The organism is Ignicoccus islandicus DSM 13165 (genome assembly GCF_001481685.1).
Taxonomy (GTDB): domain Archaea; phylum Thermoproteota; class Thermoprotei_A; order Sulfolobales; family Ignicoccaceae; genus Ignicoccus; species Ignicoccus islandicus.
Genome location: NZ_CP006867.1, coordinates 306,856 through 324,523, shown reverse-complemented (window position 1 = coordinate 324,523; position 17,668 = coordinate 306,856). Strand labels below are relative to the sequence as shown.

The window sequence follows — 17,668 nt, the reverse complement described above, 5'->3', positions numbered from 1 at the left end:
TTACTACGGGTGTAACTTTCTGTTCCCTATTGGGATTCTACCCTCTTTCCCTCATTTTCTTCTTCGAATTCACTATCTAGAATATTTCTATTCCCTATTGGGATTCTACTTTGATGAAATGAATCGAGTACAGGAGGGGGTGCGTGAACTCGCTTTCTATTCCCTATTGGGACTCTACAATTGTACACCACACTTTGAAGTTGAAGTTTCTGTAAACTTTCTATTCCCTATTGGGACTCTACTCGATATTAATTATCGCAGACCTACCGTTCACAGTGAACGACTTTCTATTCCCTATTGGATCTCTACCTCTTATCAGAGAATCTCAGGGACTTGTTTGAAGAGATGGACTTTCTATTCCCTATTGGATCTCTACCGTTGCCCTCCTATTTAAACAACCTCTTTCTCACTTTTTAACCCTTTCCCTTCATCTGCCTTTCCTCAACCATATCTTCCCTCTTCGAACTTAAACTCAAGTAGTTGTCCAATATATGCATGCATATGCTTGTATAAGGTAGGCTGGAGTAGAAATCCCCATGATCATCAGAGTTCTCATGATCGCTTATTAACGCCTCTAAGCACCTTCTCATTGTAAAGATCGATCTTGAAAGAACCTTGTACTGATGGCCTGAGCTCTGAATTGGTAAATTACGTTTGATTTTGCAAATACAATGCTAATTGATTAAGTTGAAATGAAATTAACAATTGGGAAGGCTGGTAGAAACTGAAGGTGCTTAAGAAGACCATTAATTCTGAATTCAAATGGTTAAGGTTAAGGGAATGAGTGAATTGATTGTGAGTAAATGGAAAAGCGAATTTGGACAAGAGGTGGAGATGAGGATTCACCATGGGATGGTGAATGCTAAATTTATGCAAGCGCAACATCTCTATAGCAGTTACTACTGCAAACGTCCAAGCGTAGTAACGAATATAGAGAAGAAGTGAGTGATAAGTCGGAAATGAACCAAAAAGTTGATTAAGTAATTACTTAGAGAATAGGTCGGCCACGTTCTTGAGTTCCTCTACGGCTTCTGTGCCAGTAATTCCTTTCCTCCTTAAGTACTCCAGAATCATTAGCAGGGCTCTGTGAGTACAGCTCTTAGGCCAACATCCCTTTTCCGTGAAGAATTCCTCCAGTTCCTTGTACGGAACGCCGTAGGCTATTAGAGCGGCTGACACTGCCATAGTGGACCTAGTACACCCTTTAGGACAACAAGCGGCTATTCTCCTTCCATTCTCCAATGCTTCAATTGCTTTCTTCAATACATCAACGAATTGATCCATAGACTTTATGGAGTCCTTGGTAACCTCTACTGAAGCGGTTTCCGCCTCCGCTTCCAATTTACCCTTTTTTCCTATTAAAATGACGAAGTCATTGGAAGTGAGCTCCTTTTCCAGTTCGCTGCAAGGCGCCACTAGTGCTTCGATACCATCTTTCGAGAACTTAATTACTTCTTCCACGATTCGTCCCTCACTGTTAGGATTTCTAACTGAGTTTATTTCACGTAAGAGTGCGGGTATTACCCTATGACGATAAAGTTAATGTAACGACTTTGAACTAGAGGTCTTGGTGGAAATTCTTATGATCAAACTACTTGGAACTGCTTGGACCTCCTCCGCAAATAAGGCGCTATTGCTTGGATCGGGGGAACTAGGGAAGGAAGTGGTCATAGAGCTCCAGAGGTTGGGTATCGAGACGATTGCGGTCGATAGATACGACCGCGCTCCGGCGATGCACGTGGCCCATAAAAGGTACGTAATAAACATGCTCGATTACGATCAAGTTGTGGACGTCGTCAGGAGGGAACATCCGGACGTAGTAATTCCCGAAGTGGAGGCGATCAACTTAGATGCATTAAAAGACTTGGAGGCCGAAGGTTATAGGGTAATTCCGAACGCGGAAGCCGTTGGAATAACTATGAATAGGCTTAGGTTGAGAGAGTTCGCGGCCGAGAAGGTTGGCGTGTCCACTACCAAGTACAAGTTCGCATTCAATGAAGACGAAGCGGCTGAGGCGTGCGAGGCCGTAGGTTTTCCGTGTTTAATAAAACCCGAAATGAGCTCTTCCGGTCACGGTCACGCCTTAGCTTCCAATAAAGAGGAAGCTAAGAAGGCGTTCAAGGAAGCGATTGCTCACGCGAGGGGTAAGAGCGAGAAGGTTATAGTTGAAGAGTTCGTTGAGGTGGCGACCGAACTCACCGCCTTAACGTACAGACACGATACCGGTAATGGAATCGAAACGGTTCCGTTGGTTCCCGTGGAGCATCAAAGGCCCAAGGGTATATACTATTATTACGAATCTTGGCATCCCGCTACTGTAAGCGAGGAAGTAATTTCGAAAGCGCAAGGAATAGCTGAGAAGGTAGTGGAAGCCTTAGGCGGACTCGGTATATTCGGTGTTGAAATACTAGTTACTAAGGACGGTAGGGTTCTCTTCAGCGAAGTGTCTCCGAGGCCCCACGATACCGGTTTGGTTACTCTGGCCAGTATGGAACTAAGCGAGTTCGCCATCCACGCTAGAGCGGTCCTAGGTCTTCCCGTGCCCTTACCGAAGCTCCTAACTCCTGCGGCTAGTAAGGTAATACTGGCTAGCGAGGAAATCGAGGCCCCTTGTTTGGAGGGGGTAAGGGAGGCGCTGAAGGTACGTGGCTTCCACCTGTGGTGGTTCGGTAAACCGAGGAGCTACGTCGAGAGGAGGATGGGAGTTGCGATAGCTACCGGCTCAACCGTAGAGGAAGCTCTGAGAAAGGTTAGGGAAGGCGTTTCCAAGCTGAAGGTCGTTAGGTGCAGATGAATTTGGAAGGGAACTGAAAGTAATTCCTCAGTATTACAATTTTTTAAGGAGAACCGCGACTTTCCTGCAGGGAACGGAAAAGTGTTATTCGCGGTCTTCTATACCTCCAAGTACTGCCCAACTTGTTCCGACGTAGAGCACGTATGGAGGGAGCTCAAGAGGCTCTACAAAGGCGAGCTCATCACTATCAAGGTCGAATATAGCGCGGAAACTAGCAAAATATTGAAAGAGAAGGGTATAAGTTGGCTTCCCGCGATAGTTATTTACGATGAGGACTGGAAGGAAATAAGGCGCGTAGAAGGTAACTTCAGGTTGGAGGACATAGAGAAGATCCTAAGGAGAGTCGAACAGATCCTCAAGTAGGAGCTCATCGAGTCCATCGATTACTCCTTCGGATTCTAAGATGCTAACGAACTTAGTTAGCTTCAGCTTCCCGTTAATGAGGAACCTGTTGGCAGTTCCTACGAGCTTGGCTACGGTCTTCGGATCCTCGTTGCCAGTCAGCGGGGCCTGCAAGTTATCCGAACCCCTAACTATCACTCTATAACAGCACCTGGACCTCTGTATGCCCGAATACTTGAAGCCTGCTCTCTGAGCGAAGCCAACTAGATCCAAAGCTAAGTCCAAGTCCTTTACTGCTATGTCTAAGAGCGGATGAGAGGCCTTCAACCAGCTCCACTTGCACTCCATTCCCTTTAACGCATTGAGTACTAGGTCGACGCTCACTGGCGAATGACTAACTATAACGTTATTAGCTGCTACCTTGTTGTTTAGGAAATCGTCGCTACACCCTAGGGTTATCCTCCCAGCGCAACTAGAAGTGGTAAACAGCATTTCGTTCTCGTTTAGAGCTTTCAATAGCTCTATCAATTCCTCGTCAACTAGCCCTTCCTCAATGTCTTTCTTTAACCTCAACAAACTGGAGGCCCGAGCGGTCTCCCAACACAAACTTTCCACCAGATCGATTTCGATTAGGAAGGTTAAAGTATAGGAGAGGAGTCGTTGATAGTTGAACGTAGACGTAGCAGTTCTTTACGTCCTCGTAATTCCTGTAAGTGGGACCTATGAGATGCAGAAAGACCACATGGATTACGCGGTCGAACTTGATATAGCGGTTAAACCAACCACACCGGTTCCGAAGATAGGAAACGAATACGGATACTACGTTGGAGCGGGGAACCCCCTCTTCAGCGTAGGAGGGGCCGTCTTGAGGGAAGCCTTAGGTGAGATCTTTAAGAGGTACCACGTTCTCAAGGGGTATAAGCTAGTTGAGACGCCCATCCTAGCCAGAACTACGCTTTACGAATTGACCGGTCACCTTCATTTTTATAAAGAGAACATGTTTCTATTAAACATAGAGGGAGACGAGTACGCAATAAAGCCCATGAATTGTCCCTTCCACGTATTAATATTCATGCATTCCCTTCAGAAGTACGGTTCCAAGGTACCGATACCTTTCAAGACGTTCGAACTGGGTAAAGTTCATAGATACGAGATAGCTGGAGCTCTCAGGGGTTTGCTGAGAGTTAGGGCCTTCACCCAAGACGACGCCCACATATTCGCTAATCAAGCGAACGTACTACCGGCGATCCTCGAAGTATTTGAAATGATGAAGGACGTATACGAGAAGATCTTCCACATACCCGTTACCGCTGAGAGCGTGAAGCTAAGGTTAAGCTTATCTGATAAGTCAAAAATAGGCGAAGAGTTCATGGGCTCGAGGGAGGAATGGGAGTTCTCCGAGGAAATGCTCCACAAGGCTGCGGACGAAATTAAGAGGAAATATGGAATAGAATACTTCGCTCAGGAAGGGGAGGCAGCGTTCTATGGTCCCAAGCTAGACTTGGTTGTATACCTAGGCGAGGAAAGGAAGGAATGGCAGATAGGTACCGCCCAGTTCGATTTCAACTTGCCTAGGAGGTTCAAGCTAGCGGAACTAGTTAAGGAAACGCATGGAATAGAGGACTTGTACATGATCCATAGAGCCTTACTTGGGAGCATAGAGAGATTCATAGGAATTTACTTGGAAATGTTCAAAGGTAGGTTACCCTTTACCTTAGCCCCCTTGCAAGCGCTAGTAGTAGGAATAAAGACGGGGAACGAGGAAGTGGATTCTAAGATCGATGAAATGGTAAAGGAAGTTGAATCGAAGTTACGAGAGATGGAAATTAGGGTTTCCTCCATGTATTCGACCAAGACTAGGCTCAAGAAAGACGTAAGGAAGGTCGAAGGCACTCTCAAACCGCCCGTAGTAATTTACATCGGTGAGAACGAAGCAAAGGAAGGGAAGTTGTTCATAAGGAAGTGGGACTTCGGAGCCTCGAAGAGAACGAACGTGAGCGGCGGAATGGAGGACTTAGTGGAGGTAATTAATTCCATGGAAGGCGACGTCGTAAACTTAATAGGAAAGAGGGTTAGGATACCAGTTGACTTGAGCTACTTAGTTTAAAGCTCCAGAACGAGCAGCCTTTAACTGTATTTACGTTCTTTAGGGGGCGTGGGAAGGTCGCTCACATAAAGGCTGTTTCGGGCTAGCGTAACTTCTAATAGTTTGCAATACCTCCTAGCTACTCAGTATCGAAATTCCAGACGAGCCGCAGTGCGATGGAAGTTCCACCCAATTGTGCGGACGCTTCCCGCGAGGGAGGGGGCACAACTCCCTCAGAGCGCCAGTAGTCATTAAACTTCATGAGGGTTAGGGAAAGGCCCCTTAACCTCAAACCTTCCGCTTAAACGCATCCCCTCACGAACCGCTCTCTTGGAACCCATCTCATGGTGGTGCAAACGTATACAACCGTTCATTACCGTGCAAAGCAACTTATAACGCGTTTACGGGCGTATTTGAGTATTCGTTCAGAGGACTGAGCCTACGCGTCGAGTGGATGGAACGTACCTCTTTTCTGGCGTAAGTACCTCGCTCTTAATTAGGTAGTGCGTTGACGACTTTTCCGGTATGTGTTTATGCTTTACTGCTGTTATTGAGGAGCGGGTCTCTAGCCTCTTCTCTAACGCCTTGAAGGGTCCGCTCTGTACGCTCAAGTTCGTGCGAGTCCCTTGGTATGCGGAGGGATCCCCCATTTGAGAGTACTCCACCACGCTCATGCTACACTTACGCTACGTCCTCACCCATAGTCTCATAGCATGATCCAGAACATACCAGTATGTGCTTTGTATCCCCTTACCCATATTTCTGAAACAAGCTTTCGCTTAATTGTAGCACGGATGGCGTTCCTCGGTACTTACTGGCGTGGTGGTATGCATTAGTAATTTTATTAGGTTCGGAGAAGCACAATTTGTTGAGAGGATGGACGTGGGTAGAGCGACAGAGGTTGTGTCGGACAAGGCGCTGTTGATAGAGGCTCTAAAGGGGCTTAAGGCGGGTGCTCTTCTCGCACTGTTCGCTGTAGTAGTGCCTACAATAGTAGTAGTACCTACAACATTAAGCGGTACTATTCCTGTTGAAGGAGCAGTACCGGGAGCCATTCTCGTTTTTACGGTATTCGAGATAGCTGCTATCATCCTGTGGCTTCGTGCAACTGGTAAGTTAAGAGAATTCGATTCCCAGAGGCTTGGCATAGGTAGGTCAGGGCTGATGCTTCATCTGATAGGCTTAGTGATTATCGTGGTAGATCTTTTATTTCTTTTTGTGTTAGCAGCGATTCCTTACGGAGCGGAATCCACGAAGCTGACTCCAATAATTCTTGTATTGATAAGCGCTCTACTAGCGGGTGCAGTGCTAATCGTTATAGGCATCTGGCGCTTCGGGACTATGTTAATAAGACTCTCGGAGATCGAGGGCATTGAGGACGGCTTCAAGGTAGCGGGGATACTATACATGGTAGCGTGGCTACTAAAAATAATAAAATCCATATCGATTAACACATCAGAGAACATGATAGGTGACACAGCCCTCTTCGTAGCGCTAATACTGATATACACATACTCCAAGAGGAGCATAGAGAAGCTCCAAGCGACTAGTCAACCCAGCTCCCCAAACCCAGAGTCAGTCGTACGAAGCACGTAACGTTCCACGCTTTTTTGCAACGCAAAATGGGTCAATCAGTTAAATTCACTTCTCAAAGGTACGTTGTGAGGAGTTGACGTTGGTAAGGGTAAAGAAGGTTGTTAAAAAGAGGTACGACAAGGAATATATAGAGTATCACCTTCACGTTTACGTTCCTAAGGGATTCGTCGAGATCTGTGGAGAGGAGTTCGAGGTAAAGGTAGACCACGAGCGTTGCGAAATAAGAATAAGACCGTCAATGAAGAATTGGAGACGCGTTGAAGACGAGCTATTGAACGAGGAGCATGCCTTCAAGTAGCCCGAGCGACGGGAACTCTATTACGCTCAATTCCTCGTCAATTACGTAAGGCACGGCCTCTTCAATTCTCCCTCTATCTCTAATTATTGGAGATAGGTAGGCCTCCTTATGTAAGCTTACGTTGTTTCCGGTCTGATAAGGACCTATGGCTGGGAGTACTATCGCCTCTCCCTTGTCAAGCGGAACCCTTAGGAAGCATGGGAACTTAACGGACACGCCTATTTCGTCCCTAACGCCCAAGCTCGGGTGCTCGTGACCCATGAGTATGATACCGTCCCACTCAACTCGCTCGTGACCGTGAACTACCTTCACTTCTCCCAAGTCCAATTGGGTAACTACGTCAAAGCCCCTTTCCTCTAGTAAGTGCCTCACGAAGTTGTCGTGGTTCCCTCTTACCAAGACTAGTTCGACGTCTAACATCTCGGCCCTGTCCAAGAAGGCCTTAACGTCCCTCTGTTCCCTCTTTCCAAGCTTGGAAAACATGTGCTTCAAGTCGCCCGCTACTACGATCTTTTTGGAAAGCTTGGTAGCGAGTTCCAGAACTTCCAAGGCCCTCTTTAATTGAGCTGGCGGTAAGTAAACTCCCTTACTCAACATTTCCTCTTCGAAGCCTAAGTGAAGGTCGGCTATTATAACATAATCTTTATAAAGAATTCCGCCGAAGGGCAACAAGTAGAGGTCTTTCATTAGTTCTATACCTTCCATTTACTTCAGCCTCTATATCGTGATGCTGAAACGAACCGGAATAAGCTTGAGGTTCAACGTCACGCAATAATAATCCTCGCTAGAATTTGAATACGGTTAGCGGAAGTGGAAGTAGCGAAGTTACTTAGGTTCTATCCCCCGAGGGGTCTGAAGATAGTTAAGGCTTACATGCAATACGTATGGGACGAGAACTGGAGGAAGTACCTAGACTTCTACAACGGCTACGGAGTAGGGTTCTTAGGTCATAGAAATCCTATAGTTGTAGCAAAGGTAGTTGAACAGCTAGGTACGTTGGTAATAAATTCGCCTTCCTTCGATGATCCCGTCAAAGAGGAGCTTCTAAACAAATTGCCGAAAATATTACCTAAAACTCTATTGAACGTGTACTTCCAAAACAGCGGTACGGAAGCGGTCGAACTCGCGCTAAAGCTCTCGTTTTACTATACTAAGAGGAAGAAGGTAGTTGCCTTCAAGAGGTCCTTCCACGGAAGGACGCTAGGAAGCTTGAGCGTTACGTGGGGGAAGGACTACAGAGCCCCAGTTGAGGAACTCCTACTTAAGGACGTCGTCTTCGCGGAATTCAATAGCACTGAGAACTTGGATAAGGTCATAGATGAAGACACGGCAGCAGTAATTGTTGAACCAGTTCAAGGAGAGGGCGGGATAAACCCCGCTACCAGGGAGTTCCTAATGGCGTTGAGGAATAGGACCAAGGAAGTTGGAGCCGTTCTAATATTCGATGAAATTCAAGCGGGGTTCGGTAGAACCGGAAGCGTTTGGGCCTATCAGGGAATAGGGGCTAGCGATCCAGACGTCCTCTTGAGCGCTAAGGCAATAGGCAATGGAATACCCGTCTCTATGGTAGCGGTTAACGACGAAATCGCTGAATCGGTGAAGAGCGGAATTCACGGCTCCACGTACGGTGCAAACCCGTTAGCATTGGCTGCCGTTAGCGGAGCAATAGACGTGCTTCTAAAGGACAACGTACCTCAGAAAGCGAAGGAGAAAGGCAAGCTATTCGATGAGCTCCTAAGGGAGGAAGTAGAGGGGCTAAGAATAGTGAGGGAAATTAGGAACTTGGGATTGATGATAGGCGTTGAATTGAGGGTTAAGCCCGGTAAATACATAGAAGCCCTACAAAGGGAGGGGGTGCTCTCCCTCAAGGCCGGTGCAACTGTGATAAGGTTCCTGCCGCCTTACGTAGTAACCGAGGAAGACATAAGAACATCAATTGAGAAGCTGAAGAAAGTTCTTAATGAATAAGTAAAGCTTTTCCACGTCCGCTCGAAGATAAGCTCGCGGTGATGAAGATGGTCGAAGAAGAGAAAACTGGTGAGGAGAAGAAGCTCGACGTAAAGGCGTTAATGGCGTTAGTGCCTCCCGCCAGCGCCTTAAAGCAAAGGGAAGCCAAGGTCAGAGAGAAGAGGGTAAGGGTACGCTGGAGCGACGTTCCCCCCACCAAGGCTAAAATCAACCCCCAACTAGCGCAAGAACTAGGAATTAGCGACAAGCTGGAAGTAGCAGTCTCAGGAAAGAGGTTCTCTTTTGAAGCCGTTAAGGACGAGAAGGTCCCTGTAAACGAAGTCCACGTGAACGAGGAACTCATGAAGGAACACGGTATCTCTGATAATACTATAGCGGCCGTCAGGGCTCAGAAGAGGACTTAATTCTCAATATCTTTTCAAGTATTACCTTTAAGGCGAACCTCAAGAAGTCCGATTTACTTAACACGCCCAGTAACTTCTTCTGGTCGTCAACTACGTATAATTTGTCAACGTTTTCTTCTAACATTACGTTCAATGCCTCAATTAACCTCTCTTTTTCGTTCACGTAGTTCGGCTCTTCCATAACGTCTCCTATTCTCGAATCCGGGGACACGGAGGCTAAGGTATCCAGAGATATCTTTCCAACTAGTTTCCAACTGTTATCCACTACTGGGTACATCTCGTGCATCTCTTCATATATTCTAGGTAGCACGTCCCTTACTCTTGCATACGCTTTCAGTGCAGTAACCTTAGTATTAGCTATCTCTATTACTTTCTTGTTCATTTCGTTAGCGACGTTCGGATTGCTCAGGAGCTTATCTAGTAGCTCCACCATAGCTCTCTTCTTTCTATCTTGAACCTCGGGTAGCTGTCCGGAGATGAGGCTTATGTCCAAGGTAAGGATGTATGAAACTGCAGCAGCTATAGTTGACGTGAAGAACCCTCCGAAGCCTAGGAACTCTACTCCCAACAACACGCTGGTAAAGAGCGTCTTTTGAGCTCCACTGAAGACCGCCGAAATACCCGCTATTAACAAGGGGTAGAGTAAATGAGGATCTACAGAGAACAGCTTAGCGAAGGTTAAGCCGAGTAAGGTGCCTATGGAAATTAGAGGCATGAATAGTCCGCCCGTAGCCCCCCACGTGAGCGAGAGGGGAAGCAAGAGACCTCTGGCTAACATAATGGAAACAGTGTCCCCAACTTCGAACTCCTCTGGTTCGTTGAAGACTCTTTCGGTGAGCACGTCCCCCGATCCTGGTACGTGTACAGATACAGTAAAGGTGGCTGCTATTATCAACGTGGAGAGAGCTAGTGGGAAGACGAACCAATATCTGGGCTTTAAGTCTGAGAGCGAGCCTAGGAAGTGCTTAACTAAGTACATCGCGTAGGTCATTGCAGCTGCTCCAAAGCCTATCAAAACGGAGTCGATGATCAAGAGGGGCGAAGGAGTCGGCGGCTTGAACGGCTTCACATCTAGTAGAAGCCTCTGAGGACCGGCTATGAAAACTGTTATGACGTACGAGGTCATGGTAGCAACTAGGGCTGGGAGGAACACGCCCGTTTCAAGCGACCTCTTGTAAGGAACTTCTATTGCGAACGCCATTGCCGTTAGGGGCGCTCTAAACACAGAAGCGATACCGGCGGCGGCTCCAACTAATACTAACTTCCTTAAGTTATCTCCCCTAAAACCCAACCTTCTCGCTATCCAGTAACCGGTGAAAGTACCTATCGCGATACCGGGACCCTCGGGGCCGACTACCGCTCCCCCCAACACTGAAGCTATCGCTCCTAGCGTGTATATCCCAAGCTCCTTCAAACCTATGTAACCGAACCTCCAATGGTAAGCTTTTACTACGTAAGAAGTTGAAGATCCGTGGACTGTATTCAATAACCTCTTTAGCGAGTATGCTGTTGCAAATATTAGAGCTAGGCTTAATGCGACGAATAGAGTTGGCCAATCGGTAATTATTGTATACCTCAATCGATCCGCTATAACGAAGGCATCCGTAAAAACTGACGTGATTAGTCCAGCGATAATTCCTATTACAAAAGAAGTAGCGAGCATTCTAGCGTTTAGGCTGAGAACTCGTAGCTCCTCCTTGAGGTCAACCGATTCCATTACTAGGATCCGGAGAGATATACTTTGAGCAACTTTTTAAACGATCTATTAGGTTACAAAAACTCATTAGTTGGTCTCGAGGACGGTCTCCTCTTCCATCAAAAACATCTCTTCGCTTACGTCCTCCGGTGGTAGGGGCAATATCATGGGTTTCCTTATTTGTATCGCCTTCATCTCTATTCGCCGTTAGTAGCTAGTAACGAAGGGTTTATAAGCAAGGTATCTATACGTACCATATATCACATTAAACATATATGTCACATTAGTTCGACATATGTTGCAATTCTACTTGAACTGCCCGCTCTATTGAACCGGAAGGTGAAGGAAGGGATTGAGGAAGAACGCGCTAATATTGGCCGTTGCCTTACTGGCCTTGGGTTACGGAGGCTACACTACCTTTGCGCGCGTAAGCGCCGCCTCTCCTTCAATAGCCTCTCAAATAGCCTTGGCTGAGATGTTAGCCTCAGCGCCCGGGGTAATAGCTGGGTGGATCGGAGACAGGAAGGGGCTCAGGTTCATAGCCCCTATAGGATTGCTCTCCTTCCTTACGTCCCTACTGCCCGTAACCCCCGTAACAGTGTTCGTAACTCTCTCGTCCTTCTATGCGTCTTTCCTAGCAGTCATGATAGAATCTAGTAAGGACTCTAGGGAGTTGGGTAAGGCAGTTAGCGCCTTGTCCTTGGGATGGGGCTTGGGCGTAATAGTAATTGCTCTCAACTTCCCAATGCTCCTGATCAACTTCTCGTTCTTACTGGGAACCATTCTCTCAATAGTTAGCGTATCGGCTGAGCCTTCCCAGAGCGGCTTGTTGGCAGCCGTCCCTAAGCTCCTTCCACTGGTTCCTTCCCTCGCCCTTTTCATGGGCTCTGAGTACTTACTCTATACTTTAACCGCTTATAGGTTTGCCCAACTCACTAGCGGATTGGAGTTCGCTCTTTTCTATGCAATTGGGCCTAGCGTTACCTCTTCCATAGGCGGTTACGTGGCTGGAAGGGTAATTGAAAAGGTGAGGCCCCACGTAGTTCTAATTGGAGTAATGGTAGCCTACTCAATTCTTTCCTTAGTAATTCTCTTGACACCTCCTCCCGTTTGCCTACTCGCGTGGTCCGTGCCGGTTTACCCCTTTTACGAAGTGTCCGTAATATCGTTAGTTTCATCTATAGCTAGAGAAGCGCCAGCCAGTGCCCTGGGCTTCACCTATACGTTAATGGCTATTTCTTCAGTGGTAGCCCTCCCGTTTACTGAAGTGAACGACATCGGGACTGCAGCCATTGGAATATCTATTGCAATTTCAATAGCTGCCGTAACTTTCCATTGGAGCTTTAAGAGGGCTCTGACGAGAACCGACTCCTCATCGATCGGAGCCCATACTTCTCTTCACGACCCGGAAAGGTAATTGCTCGGTGACCTTTATATCGGAGCGGAGTTGGAAGTGAGGCCCGTACTGCTTATTGATCATAGAGATAGTTTCGTTCACAATATTGAACAAATAGTGGAGGAGCTCGGGTTCAGCGTCGTTACTCTGAGACCCGAAGAGGTTAGTTTAAGGGGCATTGAAAGGATAAGGCCTAGCTACCTAATTCTCTCACCCGGCCCTGGAAACCCTTACTTACAGAAAGAAAGGTTCTCGAAAAGCATAACCTTGGTTAAGGAGTTCGCTGGGAAGATACCTATACTAGGAGTGTGCTTAGGTCTTCAGATAATTAACGTTGCGAGGGGAGGAACCCTTAGAAGAGCTAAAAGAATATATCATGGAATAGTCGACGAGGTAATGATAACTAAGGAAAGCCCCATATTCTTGGGAATCCCTCAAAAGTTCAAGGGAACTAGGTATCACAGTCTAGTTATAGACGAGCTCGGAGAAGGCTTGGAAGTATCGGCCCTATCGCTCTCCGACGGAGAGATAATGGCCATCCAAGACGTTGAGAACTCGGTCTACGGAGTCCAGTTTCACCCCGAGAGCGTTGGAAACTTGGCAGTTGGTAAGAGGATAATATCGAACTTCCTCAGCACTTCGAGGCCCCTAAGAGCGTTCTAATCGCCTCTACGATGCACTTAGGCGAAAGCGACACTGCCCTTACCTCTTTCGCGTATTCGCAATACTCTGGGCAGAAGCTCTCGTGAACTAATTTCTCTTCCACGTAAAGTATGAACGCTAGACCCAACGCGATCCCCCATCCCGAGAGAAGCACGCCGCAGGGAGATCCCAATATCATGGAAATAGCCAAGGGCATGAAGGACATTGAAAATTGGTTGGGATGTCTCATACAAGAAAACACGGAGCTCGTAACGAGCTTATCTGGAGGCGTTAGTCTCCTCGCCTTTCTGGAATGACCACATAGCCTCAACGCTCTCCCGGCCGCTGAGCTAACCAACAGTATTACTATCAACAAAATGATTCCTATCGGAACCATTAATTGTAACTTTCCAATTTTACATAGGGAATCCAAGTAGATGCCTAGTAAGGGAGGTACTAGGAAGGTAGTTATCCAAAAAGCGAATTTCCAAGTCCATTCGTTCATGATTAATTACCGAGGAAAAGGAAAGCTAAGGCGGTTTTTCTGCCTCCGTGAAGGACCGCAGTCCTCACCTAGTCAGAGAGTAGGGGCCTCTTCATTGGCTTGGAGCACTCCCCTTATCTTTTCTAGCTTGTTCCTTATGACGTAATATTCTATGCCTTCCATAAGGGCCTTTAAGCTGGCTTCTATTATGTTCCTAGATACTGATGTAGTAGTCCAAAGCCTCTTACCATCGGTAAAGGTTATCTCGACCCTAACGTCGCTCTCCGTGTGCTTCGAGACTCCCGGCAAGTGAACCCTGTAATCTACTAAGGAAACGTTCTCTACCTCCGGTACCACGTTCTTCAATGCCTTCCTCAACGCCTTTTCGACGGCCTCAACTGGACCTATGCCCTCTTCGGCCTCTAAGTACGTTTCGCCGTTTCCTACTTTCACCATTCCCCAGCTCTTGGATCCGCCCTCGTTCCCTTCGCTTATGACCCTCCAATCTAACATCCTGAAGGCCTTACCTCTCAAACCGAGTTCTTCTAACAGTATTAACAGAGCCGAGGCGACAGCGTTGTCGAAGCTATAGCCCTCGTTCTCAAGCTCCTTTATTCTCTTCAGTGCCCTTCTTACTGCTGGATCCCTCTTATCTAGGTGTAGACCCAATTCCCTCTTAGCCCAACCTATTAGGTTAGCCGCTCCACTGAGTTCCGAGATAGCTAACGACCTCCTGTTGCCTACGCTCTCCGGAGGTACGTGTTCGTATGCAACTGGGTTCTTAAGTATCGCATCGACGTGAACTCCGGCCTTGTGAGCGAACGCGTTATCACCTACGTAAGGCTGATACGGATTTGGCTTCAAGCCAGCCAAGTCGTACACTAATTTAGATAATTGCTTTAACATCTTCAAGCCATCTCTATTCTTAAGCGCTCTGACGCCCAACTTCAGTTCCAAATTGGGAACTACGGCGCAGAGGTCCGCGTTACCCGTTCTTTCCCCTATCCCATTGACCGTGACGTGGACGTGACTGGCTCCCGCTACCACGCCCATTACTGTGTTAGCTACAGCGCATCCGCTATCGTTATGCATGTGAACGCCTATAGGGACGCCGGGTAGCTCCTCAACTACGTACCTAACGACGTTATAGACCTCGTGGGGCAACATGCCTCCGTTAGTATCGGCTAGAACTATTCTATCTGCCCCCGCTTCAATTGCCGTCCTCAATACCTCCATTGCGTATTCGGAGTTCCTCTTGAAACCGTCGAAGAAATGCTCAGCATCGAATATAACGCTCCTACCGTTCTCTTTTAAATACTTTATTGTATCGTATACCATGTTCAAGTTCTCTTCAAGGGTAGTATTCAGTACTTCCGTTACGTGTAGGTCCCAGCTCTTGCCGAACACCGTTACCCATTTCGTATCAGCATCTAATACTTTCTCTAATATTGGATCTTGGGACGCGCTCAGCCCCTTCCTTCTAGTTGAGGTGAAGGCGACTATTTCCGCGTTCTCGAGAGTATATCTCTTTATCTCTTTAAAGAAGAGTTCGTCCTTGGGGTTACTGCCGGGCCACCCGGCCTCTATGAAATGGACGCCTATTTGATCTAGCGCTAACGCGATTCTAACCTTGGCTTGTATATCGAAGCTTACGTCTTTCGCTTGAGCTCCATCTCTTAAGGTAGTATCTAGAACCTCTACTTCCGGAGGGGCTTTGTTATCTATGAATTTCGTAAACACCCTTCATCTCGCTTCCCTTGCCCTCGTGCTCAACAAGATTTAAAAGCGTTCGCTATATAAAGAGAGAAAGAGGTATCACTCGCTAATTACTTCGAACTTCAATTGAACTTCCGTAAGTGCACTAGTAAAGTATCGAGGAACCATGAGGGTCGTCGCTTACGACGGGTTACCCGTTGAAGTAGAGGAAGCGGAAGGCAAGGACGTTGAGGAATTAGCTGCTAAGTTAGGAGTAATAGCTAACTTGATGAGAGAGCTTGGAATAAGTAGAGTTTTTCTTAGGGAAGACGGGGTAGCCGTTGGAGAAAGTTAGAGTGGTAATCGGTCACACGCTCGCTTCCTATTGTTTTCCCAATTCGATAGTAATTGATCCCGTGGGCTTGCCTCCCCTTCCCTTAAGGAAGGTCGAAATAGGCGATAAAGAGCTCCCCCTCGTCCCGATTCTCGTCGAGAGATGTCCTCCAGAGAGCGAATGCGTTGAACTGCAAGTTGAAGGAGTAGTTAAGGAAGGCGATGCTGAGGAGAAGGCTTGCGGAAATTTCAATTGCCAAAAACCGTGGCCTCTCAGATGGTTGGAAAGGGACAAGTGGTACCTAGTTACTCGATTGAAAGTAGAACCCAAGAACTTGAGGTTACTTAATTCGAAGTTAAAGAGAATAGACTTAGAAGAGGGTAAGGTATACTTGAGCGGATTAAGGCAATTGGAGTTCGAGGAGCTGGTGTGGACAGCACCCTATCCCGTTCTATCTAAGTTGCTTAACTTGAAGGAACCGAGGAGATTGAAAGCTACCGTTTCGATAGCTCAAGGTAGATGTAACAACGGGATATACTTCCATTTCGGAAAAGGTAATCCAATATTGTCTTTCATCTGTCTAAACGGAACGGTGATTTCCGTTGCCCCTGGTGCAGTGGACGGAAGGAACGCCTTGGAAAGATTAGTAAAGAAGGGTTACTTGAAGGAAGTTTCGAGAGCAACTTCTTACCTAATAGACTACTATGCCTTGGAAGACGTTCGAGTGGAACGAATCGAGGGCATTGAGCTATATGGAAGAACGGCGCAATGGAAGGAAATGGGTTTGGAGGACGTAATGAAATGCGCTTGATTAAAGCAATTGAAAGGAAGAGGGAAGTCTTACGTGAGTTAGGCCCGAGCGAGAGGGCTAAGGAAGACTACCACGCTAAGAGGGAGCCTAGGGACTGCGGACTGACCGTTCACCCCGGGATAGGTTGCGATTTGGGGTGCGTGTATTGTTACATTAAGGACATGGGGTTCCCTACCGATAAGGTCGAGCCTTATCCCCTAAGCGGAAGGGAACTGGCTATAGCAATAGCTTCCAACCCCAACGTAGGTATCGGACCTACTGGGTCCTACTTAGCTGTTGGATCGATAACGGAACCATTCCATCCGCTATTATTGAGTAAAACTATCGAATATTTGAAGTGGCTCAAGTACTTGGGAAATTACACCCAGATTTCCTATAAAATGATAGTTCCCGAAAGCAAGGTCGACCTCTTAACTTCGGCCTCCGAAGATAGGCTAAGCGTCTTAGTTTCGATAACGACTATTGAAAGGTGGAGGGACTTCGAGCCCAAGGTTCCATCGCCCGAGCAGAGGTTGCAGTTTGCGGAAAAGCTCTTAAAGAGAGGTAAGAGGGTGGCCTTGTTCGTCCGTCCCCTCTTACCTGGTGTAATAGAGAAGGAGATGGGGAAGCTACTGGAGACGTCCTTGAGCTACGGGGTTAACGAGGTGGTAGTAGGAGGTTTGAGGGTAACGGAGAGGATATACGAGGAGCTATTGAAGAGAGGAGTCGAGTTGGAAGGTAGGCTTAGGGAGAGGCCTAGAGGGAGGAGGCAAGTTTACGTTAACACGCGAGACTTGAAGATCGCCTTGATAAGGGAAGCATCGAAAAGGGATATGAAGGTATACTTCACTGCGTGCGACGCCAACGCTAGACATCACGGGGAAGTGTGTTGGGACAGTTGTAAGTACGATAGGGAATTATGTGATTTGCTACCGGCGATAGACGAGAGAGACCTAAGAGAGGGTCTAGAGATGATTGGCGTTAAGTTGCTAGGGTGGAAGGTAAGGAGGGAACCGTTGCTTGAAGTTGAAGTTAGCCCTCTAAAGAGGGAGGCCGGATGGTTGTTGCAAATGGCCTATAGGAGGCAAGTGATACTTAGATCGGGAAAGAGGAGGCTATTGTTCGTTTAAGAGGTGCGTTAGG

Annotated in this window: 20 protein-coding genes; 12 read left to right on the top strand and 8 right to left on the bottom strand. The window is 47.2% G+C overall.

The window, feature by feature from the left end:
- Positions 1 to 413: 413 nt before the first annotated feature.
- Both EYM_RS07775 and EYM_RS01840 read right to left on the bottom strand, forming a co-directional pair.
- Positions 414 to 590, bottom strand: coding sequence for a hypothetical protein (locus EYM_RS07775; protein ID WP_157058722.1), 177 nt, complete (start codon positions 588 to 590; stop codon positions 414 to 416).
- A gap of 394 nt (positions 591 to 984) precedes the next feature.
- Positions 985 to 1,461 carry a hypothetical protein gene (locus EYM_RS01840; RefSeq protein WP_075049413.1) on the bottom strand — a complete coding sequence of 159 codons (477 nt, stop codon included), beginning with the start codon at positions 1,459 to 1,461 and terminating at the stop codon, positions 985 to 987.
- Between the two features lie 121 nt (positions 1,462 to 1,582).
- On the opposite strand from EYM_RS01840, the gene purT reads away from it, so the two are divergent.
- Together purT and EYM_RS01830 are read left to right on the top strand one after the other, a co-directional pair.
- Positions 1,583 to 2,794 carry a formate-dependent phosphoribosylglycinamide formyltransferase gene (purT, locus tag EYM_RS01835; protein WP_075049412.1) on the top strand — a complete coding sequence of 404 codons (1,212 nt, stop codon included), beginning with the start codon at positions 1,583 to 1,585 and terminating at the stop codon, positions 2,792 to 2,794.
- Complete coding sequence (locus EYM_RS01830; RefSeq protein ID WP_083494987.1) at positions 2,795 to 3,157, top strand: TlpA family protein disulfide reductase; 363 nt, start codon at positions 2,795 to 2,797, stop codon at positions 3,155 to 3,157.
- Here EYM_RS01830 and EYM_RS01825 read toward each other — a convergent pair.
- A complete protein-coding gene (locus EYM_RS01825; protein WP_075049410.1) occupies positions 3,128 to 3,712 on the bottom strand; it encodes a tRNA-wybutosine modification methyltransferase TYW3 in 585 nt (194 codons plus the stop codon). The two genes, EYM_RS01830 and EYM_RS01825, sit on opposite strands and share 30 nt — an antisense overlap.
- A gap of 91 nt (positions 3,713 to 3,803) precedes the next feature.
- Here EYM_RS01825 and EYM_RS01820 point away from each other — a divergent pair, with 91 nt between their 5' ends.
- On the top strand, positions 3,804 to 5,243 hold the full coding sequence (locus tag EYM_RS01820) for an aminoacyl--tRNA ligase-related protein (RefSeq protein ID WP_236943428.1): 1,440 nt from the start codon (positions 3,804 to 3,806) through the stop codon (positions 5,241 to 5,243).
- Positions 5,244 to 5,647: 404 nt separating this feature from the next.
- Here the strand turns inward: EYM_RS01820 and EYM_RS01815 are convergent, their stop codons facing one another.
- Complete coding sequence (locus EYM_RS01815; RefSeq protein ID WP_157058721.1) at positions 5,648 to 5,896, bottom strand: hypothetical protein; 249 nt, start codon at positions 5,894 to 5,896, stop codon at positions 5,648 to 5,650.
- A gap of 145 nt (positions 5,897 to 6,041) precedes the next feature.
- On the opposite strand from EYM_RS01815, the gene EYM_RS01810 reads away from it, so the two are divergent.
- Entirely contained in the window at positions 6,042 to 6,818 is a 777-nt protein-coding gene (locus tag EYM_RS01810) for a hypothetical protein (protein WP_075049408.1), read from the top strand.
- Between the two features lie 79 nt (positions 6,819 to 6,897).
- Positions 6,898 to 7,116 (top strand): hypothetical protein, encoded by a 219-nt coding sequence (locus EYM_RS01805; RefSeq protein ID WP_075049407.1) that lies wholly within the window; start codon positions 6,898 to 6,900, stop codon positions 7,114 to 7,116.
- Here EYM_RS01805 and EYM_RS01800 read toward each other — a convergent pair.
- The gene (locus EYM_RS01800) at positions 7,087 to 7,821 is read right to left on the bottom strand and encodes a metallophosphoesterase (protein ID WP_075049406.1); all 735 of its coding nucleotides are present in this window, start codon (positions 7,819 to 7,821) and stop codon (positions 7,087 to 7,089) included. The two genes, EYM_RS01805 and EYM_RS01800, sit on opposite strands and share 30 nt — an antisense overlap.
- A gap of 105 nt (positions 7,822 to 7,926) precedes the next feature.
- Between EYM_RS01800 and EYM_RS01795 the strand changes: the two genes are divergently transcribed.
- Both EYM_RS01795 and EYM_RS01790 read left to right on the top strand, forming a co-directional pair.
- Positions 7,927 to 9,084, top strand: coding sequence for an aspartate aminotransferase family protein (locus tag EYM_RS01795; protein ID WP_236943427.1), 1,158 nt, complete (start codon positions 7,927 to 7,929; stop codon positions 9,082 to 9,084).
- A 41-nt stretch (positions 9,085 to 9,125) separates the two neighbouring features.
- Positions 9,126 to 9,488, top strand: coding sequence for a hypothetical protein (locus tag EYM_RS01790; RefSeq protein WP_075049404.1), 363 nt, complete (start codon positions 9,126 to 9,128; stop codon positions 9,486 to 9,488).
- On the opposite strand, the gene EYM_RS01785 is transcribed toward EYM_RS01790, so the two are convergent.
- Positions 9,466 to 11,205, bottom strand: a complete 1,740-nt coding sequence (locus tag EYM_RS01785; protein WP_075049403.1) for a chloride channel protein — start codon at positions 11,203 to 11,205, stop codon at positions 9,466 to 9,468. The two genes, EYM_RS01790 and EYM_RS01785, sit on opposite strands and share 23 nt — an antisense overlap.
- A gap of 331 nt (positions 11,206 to 11,536) precedes the next feature.
- On the opposite strand from EYM_RS01785, the gene EYM_RS01780 reads away from it, so the two are divergent.
- A complete protein-coding gene (locus EYM_RS01780; protein ID WP_075049402.1) occupies positions 11,537 to 12,601 on the top strand; it encodes an MFS transporter in 1,065 nt (354 codons plus the stop codon).
- Between the two features lie 30 nt (positions 12,602 to 12,631).
- Positions 12,632 to 13,243 (top strand): anthranilate synthase component II, encoded by a 612-nt coding sequence (locus tag EYM_RS01775; protein WP_217221089.1) that lies wholly within the window; start codon positions 12,632 to 12,634, stop codon positions 13,241 to 13,243.
- Here the strand turns inward: EYM_RS01775 and EYM_RS01770 are convergent.
- A complete protein-coding gene (locus EYM_RS01770) occupies positions 13,212 to 13,727 on the bottom strand; it encodes a methyltransferase family protein (RefSeq protein WP_075049401.1) in 516 nt (171 codons plus the stop codon). The genes EYM_RS01775 and EYM_RS01770 overlap by 32 nt on opposite strands.
- A gap of 72 nt (positions 13,728 to 13,799) precedes the next feature.
- Positions 13,800 to 15,446 (bottom strand): citramalate synthase, encoded by a 1,647-nt coding sequence (gene cimA / locus EYM_RS01765; protein WP_083494985.1) that lies wholly within the window; start codon positions 15,444 to 15,446, stop codon positions 13,800 to 13,802.
- 142 nt (positions 15,447 to 15,588) lie between these two features.
- On the opposite strand from cimA, the gene EYM_RS07770 reads away from it, so the two are divergent.
- From EYM_RS07770 to EYM_RS01755, 3 genes are read left to right on the top strand one after another with little or no spacing between them, the layout of a single operon-like run.
- A complete protein-coding gene (locus EYM_RS07770; protein WP_157058720.1) occupies positions 15,589 to 15,756 on the top strand; it encodes a hypothetical protein in 168 nt (55 codons plus the stop codon).
- Positions 15,743 to 16,546, top strand: coding sequence for a hypothetical protein (locus tag EYM_RS01760; protein ID WP_075049400.1), 804 nt, complete (start codon positions 15,743 to 15,745; stop codon positions 16,544 to 16,546). Before EYM_RS07770 ends, EYM_RS01760 begins: the two co-directional genes overlap by 14 nt.
- Positions 16,537 to 17,655, top strand: coding sequence for a radical SAM protein (locus EYM_RS01755; protein WP_157058719.1), 1,119 nt, complete (start codon positions 16,537 to 16,539; stop codon positions 17,653 to 17,655). Before EYM_RS01760 ends, EYM_RS01755 begins: the two co-directional genes overlap by 10 nt.
- The last annotated feature ends 13 nt before the right edge of the window (positions 17,656 to 17,668 follow it).

Coding starts and splice junctions, on each gene's coding strand:
- EYM_RS01755 (WP_157058719.1), top strand. CDS start 16,537: ATGCGCTTGATTAAAGCAATTGAAAGGAAGAGGGAAGTCTTACGTGAG.
- EYM_RS07770 (WP_157058720.1), top strand. CDS start 15,589: ATGAGGGTCGTCGCTTACGACGGGTTACCCGTTGAAGTAGAGGAAGCG.
- purT (WP_075049412.1), top strand. CDS start 1,583: ATGATCAAACTACTTGGAACTGCTTGGACCTCCTCCGCAAATAAGGCG.
- EYM_RS01785 (WP_075049403.1), bottom strand. CDS start 11,205: ATGGAATCGGTTGACCTCAAGGAGGAGCTACGAGTTCTCAGCCTAAAC.
- EYM_RS01815 (WP_157058721.1), bottom strand. CDS start 5,896: ATGAGCGTGGTGGAGTACTCTCAAATGGGGGATCCCTCCGCATACCAA.
- EYM_RS01800 (WP_075049406.1), bottom strand. CDS start 7,821: ATGGAAGGTATAGAACTAATGAAAGACCTCTACTTGTTGCCCTTCGGC.
- EYM_RS01770 (WP_075049401.1), bottom strand. CDS start 13,727: ATGAACGAATGGACTTGGAAATTCGCTTTTTGGATAACTACCTTCCTA.
- EYM_RS01790 (WP_075049404.1), top strand. CDS start 9,126: ATGAAGATGGTCGAAGAAGAGAAAACTGGTGAGGAGAAGAAGCTCGAC.
- EYM_RS07775 (WP_157058722.1), bottom strand. CDS start 590: ATGAGAAGGTGCTTAGAGGCGTTAATAAGCGATCATGAGAACTCTGAT.